13 protein-coding genes are annotated in these 12024 nt (G+C 39.1%); 5 read left to right on the plus strand and 8 right to left on the minus strand.

Annotated features, from left to right (window positions below; translation table 11 throughout):
* Positions 1 to 123: 123 nt before the first annotated feature.
* Positions 124 to 933: a glucosaminidase domain-containing protein gene (locus DK924_RS05525; RefSeq protein ID WP_010390263.1), complete on the plus strand. Its 810-nt coding sequence runs from the start codon at positions 124 to 126 to the stop codon at positions 931 to 933.
* Positions 926 to 1585, plus strand: a complete 660-nt coding sequence (locus DK924_RS05530; protein WP_010390261.1) for a DUF2987 domain-containing protein — start codon at positions 926 to 928, stop codon at positions 1583 to 1585. Before DK924_RS05525 ends, DK924_RS05530 begins: the two co-directional genes overlap by 8 nt.
* 61 nt (positions 1586 to 1646) lie before the next feature.
* Here the strand turns inward: DK924_RS05530 and DK924_RS05535 are convergent, their stop codons facing one another.
* Both DK924_RS05535 and DK924_RS05540 read right to left on the minus strand, forming a co-directional pair.
* On the minus strand, positions 1647 to 2825 hold the full coding sequence (locus tag DK924_RS05535; RefSeq protein WP_109874545.1) for a GGDEF domain-containing protein: 1179 nt from the start codon (positions 2823 to 2825) through the stop codon (positions 1647 to 1649).
* A gap of 135 nt (positions 2826 to 2960) precedes the next feature.
* Positions 2961 to 3851 carry a TIGR01777 family oxidoreductase gene (locus DK924_RS05540; RefSeq protein WP_109874546.1) on the minus strand — a complete coding sequence of 297 codons (891 nt, stop codon included), beginning with the start codon at positions 3849 to 3851 and terminating at the stop codon, positions 2961 to 2963.
* Positions 3852 to 4284: 433 nt separating this feature from the next.
* Here DK924_RS05540 and DK924_RS05545 point away from each other — a divergent pair, with 433 nt between their 5' ends.
* On the plus strand, positions 4285 to 5328 hold the full coding sequence (locus DK924_RS05545; protein WP_010390257.1) for an AI-2E family transporter: 1044 nt from the start codon (positions 4285 to 4287) through the stop codon (positions 5326 to 5328).
* Positions 5329 to 5370: 42 nt separating this feature from the next.
* Here the strand turns inward: DK924_RS05545 and DK924_RS05550 are convergent, their stop codons facing one another.
* Entirely contained in the window at positions 5371 to 6453 is a 1083-nt protein-coding gene (locus DK924_RS05550; protein ID WP_109874547.1) for an FAD-dependent oxidoreductase, read from the minus strand.
* 309 nt (positions 6454 to 6762) lie between these two features.
* Here DK924_RS05550 and DK924_RS05555 point away from each other — a divergent pair, with 309 nt between their 5' ends.
* Complete coding sequence (locus DK924_RS05555) at positions 6763 to 7113, plus strand: VOC family protein (protein WP_076918595.1); 351 nt, start codon at positions 6763 to 6765, stop codon at positions 7111 to 7113.
* A gap of 110 nt (positions 7114 to 7223) precedes the next feature.
* Here DK924_RS05555 and DK924_RS05560 read toward each other — a convergent pair whose 3' ends face one another.
* The 5 genes from DK924_RS05560 to DK924_RS05580 all read right to left on the minus strand — a co-directional run bounded on the left by DK924_RS05560 (position 7224) and on the right by DK924_RS05580 (position 10357).
* Positions 7224 to 7637 (minus strand): lysozyme inhibitor LprI family protein, encoded by a 414-nt coding sequence (locus DK924_RS05560; protein WP_109874548.1) that lies wholly within the window; start codon positions 7635 to 7637, stop codon positions 7224 to 7226.
* Positions 7624 to 8961, minus strand: coding sequence for an ATP-binding protein (locus DK924_RS05565; RefSeq protein WP_109874549.1), 1338 nt, complete (start codon positions 8959 to 8961; stop codon positions 7624 to 7626). Before DK924_RS05565 ends, DK924_RS05560 begins: the two co-directional genes overlap by 14 nt.
* The gene (locus tag DK924_RS05570) at positions 8955 to 9629 is read right to left on the minus strand and encodes a response regulator transcription factor (protein WP_010390247.1); all 675 of its coding nucleotides are present in this window, start codon (positions 9627 to 9629) and stop codon (positions 8955 to 8957) included. The genes DK924_RS05565 and DK924_RS05570 overlap by 7 nt, the downstream gene beginning before the upstream one ends.
* Before the next feature lie 3 nt (positions 9630 to 9632).
* On the minus strand, positions 9633 to 9893 hold the full coding sequence (locus tag DK924_RS05575; RefSeq protein WP_010390245.1) for a PepSY domain-containing protein: 261 nt from the start codon (positions 9891 to 9893) through the stop codon (positions 9633 to 9635).
* Positions 9894 to 10054: 161 nt separating this feature from the next.
* Positions 10055 to 10357, minus strand: coding sequence for a YciI family protein (locus DK924_RS05580; protein ID WP_054201050.1), 303 nt, complete (start codon positions 10355 to 10357; stop codon positions 10055 to 10057).
* Positions 10358 to 10545: 188 nt separating this feature from the next.
* On the opposite strand from DK924_RS05580, the gene DK924_RS05585 reads away from it, so the two are divergent.
* Positions 10546 to 11970, plus strand: a complete 1425-nt coding sequence (locus tag DK924_RS05585; protein WP_010390240.1) for a sodium-dependent transporter — start codon at positions 10546 to 10548, stop codon at positions 11968 to 11970.
* The last annotated feature ends 54 nt before the right edge of the window (positions 11971 to 12024 follow it).

Consider the following 12024-nt stretch of genomic DNA (forward strand, 5'->3'; position numbering starts at 1 on the left):
AATAGGTGTATGAATTTTATTCGGTTGTTCAGTATTCGCGTTTATAAAGTGGCTTAGGTATAATGATGTTTCGTATGTATGTGACTACACCATACATAACTTAGAGTTAAATTGAGATAATACATGTTAAAAACTATTTTTCAGTTGTTGTTAGCCGCCATTGTTATTTGGGCGTTGACCCTTCCGTTTATTGATGCTGATGAACTAGTATCAGACGAGCAAACCAGCTCTAACGACATTAAAAAAGAGAAGAAAAAAGAAAAACCATTGCACAACGTTAAGTTGCCAAAGTTCTCAGAATTCACTGATGTGAAAGAGAAAAAACATGCGTTTTTTAACTTTATTAAGCCTCATGTAGAAGCCGAAAACAAAAAGATTTTACAGCAACGTGCAAACCTTGAAATTGCACGCATGATGATAGAGCACAGTGAACCGCTTAGTAAAAAACAAGCGGGCGACATAAAAAAAATACTTAAGTCGTACGGATTACCTGAAACGTTAGATACCATCACCTTAAGCCAAGCACTGCGCCGAGTAGACATCATTCCTAAAGAGATGGCCTTAATGCAGGCAGCCAATGAGTCTGCATGGGGCACTTCACGTTTTGCACGAATCGGCTTAAACTTTTTTGGCCAATGGTGCTACAAAAAAGGCTGTGGCATGGTACCAAGAAGACGTAATAGTGAAGCCGAGCATGAAGTGGCTGCATTCAAATCGGTACGTGCAGCAGTAAGCTCTTATTTTAAAAATATTAATACCCACAATGCTTACAAAGAGCTACGTACTATCCGCGAAGACTTACGCGCACAACAAAAACCAATTTTAGCGACTAAATTAACGTATGGTTTAATGTCTTACTCTGAACGTGGTGAAGCGTACATTGAAGAGCTTAATACCATGATTAATCAAAACCGAGCGTACTTTAATGAATAAGCCGTTATTAAAATTAGTTACAGCCAGCTTTTTAGCAGTAGCAGCTAGTAGTGCCGTTGCTAAAGAATTTGTGATGTCGTATGACGGTTTTTACGACCGTTTAAAAGTGGTAAACAAAGGGGACTTTCAGTACGCCCGCGTAAACTTTTATATTAGCGATATTGGTACTAACGAAGTTTGTAGTATTAAAAACGGTACTATTTTAACTGAAAAAAATGAGTACCCGCTTAATTATACCGACAAAGCGCAATTGCTATTACCGTTCGATAAACAGCTAGATACCGACAAAGCGGTGATTGTAGTTCAGCCAAAAAACCCGGTTCACGACTGTCAGTTAAAGCTACAAATAGAAGCTAAGGAACTAGATGGACTGGCGTTATCAAAGCAATCGTTATTGGTTATTAATAATGAGCTTGAAGAGCTATTAACAGACCTATCTGGCTTTTTTGTTAGCAAACTAATGTGGTTTTTATTACCTGAACAAAAAGGCGTGGTTGTTACCTTTAAAACTCCTAAGCAATTTGATGATGAGCGCATAACGTGCGAAAAGTCAGTGTGTTATTTTGAAGTAACAGATAGCTGGGAAGAAAATACAACCGTATTAGCTGATATTAACGAGGTTGTTAAAGTAACGCCTTGGATAAGTAAGTAATTATATAATTTGTAAACGTATCAAGCGGCATCAACTATGATGCCGTTTTTTTATGGCTAAATTAAATGATGGCAGTGGGAGCTTTGGTTAATAAGCTTTTTTCATCATGGGTGACCACTTTATTTCGGCCTGTTTCTTTGGCAAGATAAAGGCGTTTGTCGGCTTGTAACAACAGTGCTTGCATATTTAGCTCGCGCACTAACATGCTACTTATTCCGGCACTTACAGACAGTGCAATGCTATTACCATTAAAATAAAACGGGTATTCATTAATACTACTGCAAAGCTTTTGAGCTAACAGCCTAGCTTGCGCTAAGTTCTGTTGATTAAGAAAAATAGCAAACTCTTCTCCACCAATACGAGCAGTAACTCCAAGCTCAAAAAACAATTCGTTAATATGTTGTGCAATCCACTTTATCGCTTCATCCCCGGTTTCATGGCCGTATTGGTCGTTCACTTGTTTAAATAGGTCAATATCGAGCATGATCAGCGATACTCTGCTGTTAAGAGGCGCGTTTTTAGTTATTTTTTTACATAAACGGAAAAATCCACGCCTGTTTAAAAGCTGCGTTAACGGATCGTGATTCGCTAGATTGATCAGTCTAGACTCAGCATTAGCAAACTTAATAAACGGTAAAATTAGCGCAGTAGCGGTAGTTAAAAATAAATGCGTTACCAATAACAGCTGTAATCCAAAAGCTAAGCTGGCTTGACTGATTTGGCTTGAGTAGAGCAAAACAAGGAGTACAACTTGCAACAGCATCACCACACTGTGGATTGTAAAACAGGCAACGAGTAAGCGTTGTTGGATTACTGCAACACTTGGAGTTTTAATCATTAAATACGCAGCGTAACTAAATAATACAGCAGTAATAATGCTGGTAATAATTTGCCCTGCATCTATAAGGTACACTGCAAGTAAAAGCGTACAGCACATGGCACAAGTATAGTATAAAGGTGTTAATTTTATCGCGGGTGCTTGGCTTTGTGGTATTAACCCTAAAATAATGAGTAGTGGACTTAAAATAATAAAAACGTAAGCAAAAAAGTGGGTTAATAATGGAAACTCAATAAAATCTCTTAAACCAATTAGTGCTATTGCGGTAATAAACGAGCAACAGGCGGAAGCAAAAAATAAATAGCAAGGTTGTTTTTTGTATCTATAAACAGAAAAAAAGAACACAGCAATAAACAAGTTAAGAATAAAACAGAGGCTAATTAATGTAGGTAAATGAAGCATGTTTAAGGGGCTCTTTTAGCTAGTTGAAGGCGTTTATACAGCTATAAGTATTAGGTAGTAACACAAAAATAGCAAGAGGGTAAAAAGTATTAACTTTTACCCCCTACTACAAACTTAATCCGTTAAGGCCAGTAGCTAGACTAAACTTTCTAATGCAGCGTCAATTTTAGTAAAGTGAAAACGATAGTTATGGTCTAATGCTTTTTTAGGTACCACATACTGGCCGGTAGTAAGTAAGTCGGCCATTTCACCCATTAATATATTAAGCACCCCAGCAGGCATAGACATAAACGCAGGGCGTGACAATGCTTTTGCGAGTGATTGGCTAAACTGCTTATTGCTTAGGGGCTCAGGAGCTGTGGCATTAACAGCTCCTGATATTTCTTTATTGCGAATTAAAAATAAAATGAGCTGAACCATGTCATCTATATGGATCCACGACATACCTTGCTCACCACTGCCAATTGGACCACCTACGCAAAGCTTAAATGCTGGTAACATTTTACCAAGCGCGCCGCCTTTTTTAGCCAATACAATACCGGTACGTAATAAGCACACTCGAGTTTCGTCAGACTCAGCCTTTAAAGCTGCTTGCTCCCAATCTTTGCACAGTTGGTGGCTAAATTCATCATGAGGCTCTGTATTGTTTTCATCAACCAGAGTGTCGCCTTGTCGACCATAATAACCAATTGCACTGCCAGATATAAAGGTATGTGGTGGGGTATGGCACTGCTTAATAGCATCACTAATCGCTTGCGTAACAATGATTCGGCTATCGCGAATGACTGTTTTTTGTTTGTCGCTCCAACGTTTATTTACAATAGGCTCACCGGCTAAGTTAATAACAACGTCAACGGTATTAAAATCAACATCTTCAAGGCTATCAACTGCATTTATCTGGTGCCCTAACAATACTTTTGCTTTGGTTGGGTTTCTGCTCAGTACAGTAACATCGTGGTGGTGCAACAAGAAAGGGCAAAGGTGCCTACCAATTAAGCCTGTGGCGCCAGTAAAAAATATATGCATTGCAACTCCAAAATTATAAATAAAGCAGGATGTTTAAAATTTATACTCTCCAGCTCAACGATTTGCAAATTTATACGTACCAATAATTTTTATGATCACCTAGGGTCTGTTGGTCTTTGCGGATTAATATTTGTTCAAACTAGGGGCGATTTAATCGCGGCGCGAGGTTTGTAACCTAGTGGGCTAAGTCAAAACCGAGCAACAAAGAGTAAATTGCCCCTAGACAGAACCCGAAGGGCAGCGCCTGTTTGGCATTAATGCTGCGTTATCGCCTATTTATGGGGAACAACCACACCACATAGGCTCTGCCTTGCCTTAATACCAAAAAGACGGCTGCAAATCTAATCTTGAAAGGCCAACAGACCCTTTAACATTTCATTCTATTAGCTTTTGCCTTACACTAAAGCCAAATAACAGTAATAGGATAAGAGTATTGGCAAGTTTAACTGGGGTAAATAAAAGCTTAATAATTTTTGCCGCTTTGGTCATTGTGCTAGCGGGTATTAAAGCCGCAAGCGCTATTGTTATTCCGTTTATTTTGGCAGCATTTATAGCCATAATTTGTAGCCCACTTATTAACTTTTTTGCTCGTTACCGTATTCCAAAAGGCATAGCGGTAGTGCTTGTGGTGCTGATTATTATGGGCTTAGGGGTTAGCTTAGGCGGTTTAGTAGGGCAGTCGGTTAACGATTTTTCAAAACAGTTACCTGAATATAAAGCACAATTAAAAGAAGAATTTGTATGGTTGGTTGATGTGGCCTCGCAATACAATATCTTAATTAATAAAGAACAAATTTTGTCTATGTTTGACCCTGGCAAAATGGTTGATGTTGCCACCAATATGCTAACGGGTTTAGGTAGCGTAATGGCCAATATGTTTTTAATTATTTTAACGGTTGTTTTTATGCTGTTTGAAGGGCCGATACTTGGCAAAAAAATTCATTTAGCACTGGACGATCCCGACAGCAAAATCAAGCAAATTGACCGTTTTTTAGACTCTATTAACTCTTATTTAGCCATTAAAACCTTAGTGAGTTTAGCCACTGGTGTAATTGCTGGTTTTTACCTGTGGATATTAGACGTTGATTATTTTGTACTATGGGGCGTATTGGCATTTATGCTTAATTACATTCCTAACATTGGTTCAATCATTGCGGCTGTGCCTGCACTGTTACTGGCGCTTATTACGCAAGGCCCATTAGTGGCAGGGCTCGTCGGCGCGGGTTATTTAACCATTAATACCGTAATGGGTAATATTGTAGAGCCGAAATACATGGGTAAAGGCCTCGGGCTTTCTACCTTAGTGGTGTTTTTATCGTTAATATTTTGGGGCTGGTTATTAGGCTCTGTAGGTATGTTGTTGTCAGTGCCGTTAACCATGATTGTAAAAATAGCGCTAGAAGCCAGTGACGAAGGGCGTTGGTTAGCCACTATGCTTGGCACAGGTGAAGAAACCGTTATCAAATCAGAAGACTAATACCTTACAAAGGCGTGCCTACATAGCACGCCTTTTAAAAAGCTAAGCATCCATTAAATTAGCTAAGGCGCTATCTACAGCGTTTATAGCCCCCTCTAAATAGCCTGCCTCATGCTTTGCAAACTCACTCCCTACAAAATACACTTGTAACTGTTTGAGCTGCTCACTAAGCCCTGAAAAATTGAATTTTGGATGCTGCGAAACACCCATTTGGTCATCTATGTTGGCAATAAATTCATCCTCAGCCCAATCCTTTATAATGCAGCTTTTCGCTGTATAGGCTTGCTCACCGTAAAAATAGCTGAGCTGTTCAAGGCAAGCCTGAGTTAATTGTTCTCTGGTCCCTTTACTGCGCTGCAAGTAAGGCACGCCAATAAAGCCAAACAAAGCTGGGTGAGAATGCCCACTTGCTGACGCATCATGAACTTCTACCAATGGGCCTACTCGGCTAAAACATTGTCCCGATAAATTTTTATCTCGCCAAAAAGCGTGCTCAAAAGTGGCAATAAACTTTGCTTGACTAGCCATCCATGTAGGCACCGACGCTAAACGCTGTGTTAAAACATTATCGGCCCATAAATGCGGGGTTAAATGTTGACTGATCATTCTAGGCGGTAATGCCAACAGTAACTGATCGCAAGTATAGTGCTGCCTACTCCCTTGATAATTAGCGCTTATATGCCAGCCATCGGAGAGCTTTTTTACTTCGCTAACAGCGTGCTCTAATTTAACGGTTTTTGGCTCAAGCTGCTGATAAAGCGCATTGATAAGCTCGTTCATACCGTTTTGTACTCTAAATAACTGCATTTCGCCAGCCCCTGCAATTTGCTGTGCAGGAGCGGTTTGTGATGCTTGATACAGCACATCGCCTTGGGTGTATTGTTCAAACACGGGGATGTTTAAAGCAGCAACTAATTGTTGAATATTAGGCTGGTGCGGAAATATCCATGTTGGGCCTAAATCGTGGCCAATGGTGTTGTTGGTCGGTAAATAATGAGACGCAATTCTACCGCCCAAACTGGCTTTGGCCTCTAATAATAAAAACGGAATATCACGTTTTTTAAGGTTGTAAGCAGCATATAAGCCCGCTAAGCCACCACCAATAATAACCACAGGTTTATGCATTTTAAATCACTTTAGCTAAATCAATCTACTGGTAGGTAGTTTGTGGTTTTTGCGTGGTTTTGTCAAAATGTTTTAATCAACAAATTCTTGATCGCTTAAAAAGTCGTATATTAACTACAGAGCAAATCAACTTAGATATATAAAAATCCAGATAATAAGCTGTTTAAGAATGACAACCAACAGTGTTTATGTATCGCTTATTTCAAATACCTGATGTTTGCTTATGATTATTGAGCATTGCTGCTATCTTTATTTATTACCAGTTCAAATCGCAAATAATATAAACAAGAATAAGGGCAAAAAACTAAAATGACTCAAAATAATAAAATTAACTATATTGAGATTCCTGCACAAAATATTGCAGCTACTAAGGCCTTTTTTAGTGACGTGTTTGGCTGGTCATTTGTAGATTATGGCCCAGAATACTGTAGCTTTGTCGCACAAGGGGTTGATGGTGGTTTCTTTAAATCTGACTTGGTTGTTGCTACTAAAAACGGAAGCCCGTTAATTGTGTTATACAGTAATGACCTTGAAGCGACTCAAAATAAAATTGAGCAAGCTGGAGGCAAAATAATTAAGCCTACATTTTCATTTCCAGGTGGTAGACGATTTCACTTTAGCGACCCAAATGGAAATGAATTTGCGGTATGGTCAGAGTAGTCACACTGCAAACTATATAAATACAAAAATGCAGCCTTTAAGGCTGCACTTCCAAAACACTAACCACTAAATTAGCAAGCTTCAACACATAATGTTTAATCAGGAGCTGGTTAAAGCCCCATTTTAAGCTGCTGAATGAATTGCTCTATCATTGCTATTTCACACTCTTTATAAGTTACTACAGCTTCTGGTGAATTAGGCTGTTTTAACATATAACGCCACTGGCAACTTTTTTGAATGTACTTGTCTTTGGCGTTAAGACTTTGCTTAAACAATGATAAAATGTAGGTGTTACCAGTTTCGCTTTCTAATTCGGCCAGTTCAAAGGTACGCTTCTGGATCCAGCTATCTTGTTGCTGTTGCACTTTATTTAATTTGGCGTCTAAACATTGTGTGTAATCTTTAATTTGCTCGGGTAGGGCATTGTTTTGCAATATACACTCTTGCGCAGCAGCTATACTTTGCTGCGCCCATAAAAATAAAAGGCTTAAGCTAAAACAAAAGATGTAGTTACTTTTTTTCATGGTAATTAAACTCGAGAATAAATTTTGCGCCGCCTAAACGTTGCGACTGAGATATAGTTAACAGCCCGTGATACGACTTAACCAAGTCAGATACAATAGCCATACCAACACCGTGGCCGCTTTCGTAGGTATCTAGGCGCGTACCGCGTTGTAATAACGATTCGCGCTTATCTGGCTTAATGCCTGGGCCGTCATCACAAATGCTTATACTGAGCGTTTTAGCTTGTGAAACATTAATACTGACTTGGGAGCGACAGGCTTTACAGGCATTATCTATTAAGTTGCCTAATAACTCCATTAAATCGGTTTTATCACCTAAAAAGTAATCTTTATCGCTCACTTGGCAGTTAAATATAATGTCTTTATCGCGGTATACTTTACTCATTGCGCTTAAGATAGAATCGATAACCGGCTTGATGGGGGTTTGTTTTTTCCATGTATCGGAAGCACCCGTGGCGGCACGTTTTAATTGGTGCTCGATCATCACATTAATTCTGTCGAGTTGTTCTTGTGCATCTGCATCGTTAGCGAGTGGGCTTGATTTTAAAACAGCTAACGGCGTTTTAAGTGCATGGGCTAAATCGCTAAGAGAGGCGCGGTATCGTTCTTTTTGGCGTTGCTGCGACTCTAACAGTAAATTTAGGTCGGCTTTAATCGTTTGCAGTTCAACGGGGTATAAGCCTTTAATTTCTTGAATATCGCCTGATTCAATGGCTTTTATTTCTTTATCTAAACGCTGCAGTGGCCTTGCACTCCAAATAAAACCAATGGCCATTAACCCTGCAATGGCAATTCCCATTATAAACATCCAATCAACTAGGGTCTGTTTAAAGCCATCCATTAAGCGCAGTAGGGCATCGTTACGTTTTAATAAAATAAAGCGTGCTTGCTCTGATTGGTCAATATTATTAAGTATTACCGTTAAACTTAATTGCCAATAAGCAGTGTTGTTATACACCACACGTCTAAAGTCGGCAGCGCCTGCTTTGGGCTCTATATATTGGGGAACAAAGTTAACGTTAACCGCCGACTCAGAATGCCAAATAGGCACGTCGTCACGGTATATCATGGCGTAGGTGTCTGAGTTTAAATTGTTGAGTTCGGGGGTTAATATAGAGCTGGGCATAATAATGCCGCGCTCGGTAAAATCAACTTCGGAAATAAGTGAATACAGGTGTGCTTCGAGGTTTTTTTCGGTGGCATCAACAAGTGACTCATAATACGCTTTACCTATGGAGTAAAACAAAATGGGTAGGGCGACTAACAAAACAAAGACAAGGATAAATCCTTGCCTTATTTTTAACGAAACTTGCGGTCCTACCACTGGCTTTTAAGCCTGTAACCACGCCCACGCAGTGTTTCTACTGGGTTAAGCACGCCATCTGGGTCGAGTTTTTTACGTAAACGTAGTACAAACACTTCAATTACATTCGAATCAAGGTCAAAGTCTTGGTCGTAAATATGCTCTGTAAGCTCAGACTTTGAAATTACTTTTTGTGGGTTAACCATTAAGTATTCGAGTACTTTGTACTCATACGCAGTTAAGCTCAGTTCTTTGTCGTTTACCCATACTTGTTGTGAACGCGTATGAATTTTAATAGGGCCGGCTGTCATTTCTGGATTTGCTTTACCAGCACTACGACGAATAAGCGCATTACAACGAGCAATCAGTTCTTCAACATGAAATGGTTTAGTTAGGTAGTCGTCAGCACCGGCATCTAAGCCTTCTACTTTGTCTTGCCAGCGATCGCGCGCGGTTAAAATCAAAATAGGAATAGTCACCCCTTGAGCGCGCGCTTTATTTATTAGCTCAATACCGTCTATTTTAGGTAAGCCTAAATCAACTACAGCCATATCTAAAGGGTATTCAGTGATGTGAAAAAGGCCAGCTTCACCGTCGTGACATAAATCAACACTGTAACGCTCTTTTTCTAATGCATTGCGCAGATTGTCTGCCAAATGTAAATCATCTTCTATTACTAAAATTCGCATTGGTTAATCCTTTTTCACTTCGCCAGTTTTCTTGTTTATTTTCAAATCGACGACGTGGCCGTCAGCTTTTAAAATTCGTACAGTAAAAAAAAGTGTTTCTTCAGAAATCTTTAATGTTGTACCGTCTGTAGTTTGTTTTGCAAGTATTACTGCTTTTTTTTTGCTTACCTCAACTTTATCGGTTTTGCTTTTGGTATTGTTTGCGTGGGCAAAATTAGCCAAACACACTACCGCGATTAAATTGAGTATTAATAATACACGCATTACGGAACTCCTAGAACAGACCTGCTTAGCTTAAAAACTAAGCCACTAAAACTTTAATACCTTGCGGTGTATTTAAGTTTTTATTAAGCAAAGTTTAATTAAAAATGAGTGAACAAACCCTGAATTGCTGGTTGCAGTTAAACAGGGTGGTCATAGTTTAATTAAGCAGGGAACACTTTTTTAAATGGTTTAACAATAGAGTTTTCATATACGCCACCGGCAACATAAGGATCATCTGCCGCCCACTCTCTGGCGTCTTCTAAAGAATTAAATTGAGCAATCACTAAAGAACCCGTAAAGCCTGCATCTTGAGGGTCTTCACTATCAATGGCTGGAAGTGGACCTGCGGTTAATAGTCTGCCTTCGTCTTCTAGCGTTTGTAAGCGTGCTAAATGAGCTGGGCGAGCCGCTTTACGGTGCTCTAAACTATTTTGGACGTCTGTTGAATAAATCATATACAACATATAAATACTCTCAAAACTTGTTAAATTTAATTAACTGCATACTAGCATAGCGTTGATAAATGGTGAATTAAAAGTGTTTATGACGATGTTTACAGCAAGAATGTTTTTTTACACGGTAATTGCTTGAAAAGCGTTGCGTAACACTGGTAGAGTCCCTTGGATAAGATAAATAATAACAAGGTTATTACATGAGTGAAAATAGAGAGCATTTTAGCTCCCGCTTAGGATTTATATTGGCAGCGGCAGGCTCTGCTGTGGGTATTGGTAACTTAGTAGGCTTTCCAGTTTCTGCGACTAAGAATGGCGGTGGTGCATTTTTGCTCGTCTATGCTTTGTTTGTCGCATTCATTTGTTTACCCGTAATGATGGCTGAAATGGCCATGGGTCGTCATGCACAAAAAGACCCGCTGGGTGCATACAAAAAATTAGCTAATAACGACAAAAAATGGAAATTTGCTGGCTTTTTAGCGGTATTAACGCCATTTATGATTGCTGTTTTTTATATGGTGATCACGGTGTGGATTTTTGGTTACTTGAGCCAAACCGCGCTGGGTAATTTAGATATGCTGGCAAACCCTGGACACTTTGGTGAGTTTATAAATAGCTATACCGTGTTTGGTTATATGGCGCTGGTAGTAGTTATTGTTAACCTAATTTTGGTCGGTGGCGTAAAAGACGGCATAGAAAAAGCAGCTAAATTTTTAATGCCAGCTTTATTTGTCATGCTTATTATATTGGTGGGTTACGTACTCACTCTTGATAACGCCATGGCCGGTGTTAAGTACTACATTATTCCTGATTTTAGTAAAATGAATGCCAGCGTGCTGAATGGCGCATTGAGCCAAGCGTTTTTCTCATTGTCGTTAGGTATGGGTATTTTAATTACCTATGCATCTTATATCTCGAAAAAAGATGACATTGTAGGCAGCGCTAAAATGGTCGCTATTACCGACTCACTGGTTGCGTTTGTAGCAGGCTTAATGGTGTTACCGGCTATTTTTAGCTTTGACCCAAATACCGATCCGGCTAAGTTATCTGACTCGTCAGTTTCAATGATTTTTGTCTACCTTCCAAAAATTTTATTAGCGTTACAAAATGATATTGGCTATTTTGGCGCATCAGCCGTGGCATTTATTTTCTTCTTATTGGTATTTTTTGCTGCTATTACATCACTAGTATCTATTGTTGAAGTACCAACAGCAACACTAAGCGATCGTAAAGGCATTAGCCGTAAAAAAGCGCTGGGCATACTCACTTTATCAACCGGTATATTAACTATTTTGTGTATTATGTCGTTTGGTATGATTGACAGCCTAACTACTTTTACTAGCTACGGTAGTGGTAATAAGAGCTTTTTTGATGTTGTTTATGACGTATTTTACGACACAATATTGCCTTTAAATGGTTTAATGGTGTGTTTGTTTGTAATGTATAAGTGGAAAAAAGTTCGCTTAAGCGAAGAGCTAAGACAAGGCTCTCCTAATTATGCTAATAGCTTTATGGAAAAGTACGTTAACTTTTCACTGCAAACCTTTATTCCAGCGATATTATTAATCATTTTTGTAAATACCGTTGCAACGAAGTTTTTTGATATTAGTATTTTTGGTTTTTAATTTAAACTAAACCTAAATAAGCCGCGCCTGTCGCGGCTTTTTTATTGCTGTTTG

Source organism: Pseudoalteromonas sp. meg-B1 (assembly GCF_003173795.1).
Lineage (GTDB): Bacteria > Pseudomonadota > Gammaproteobacteria > Enterobacterales > Alteromonadaceae > Pseudoalteromonas > Pseudoalteromonas undina.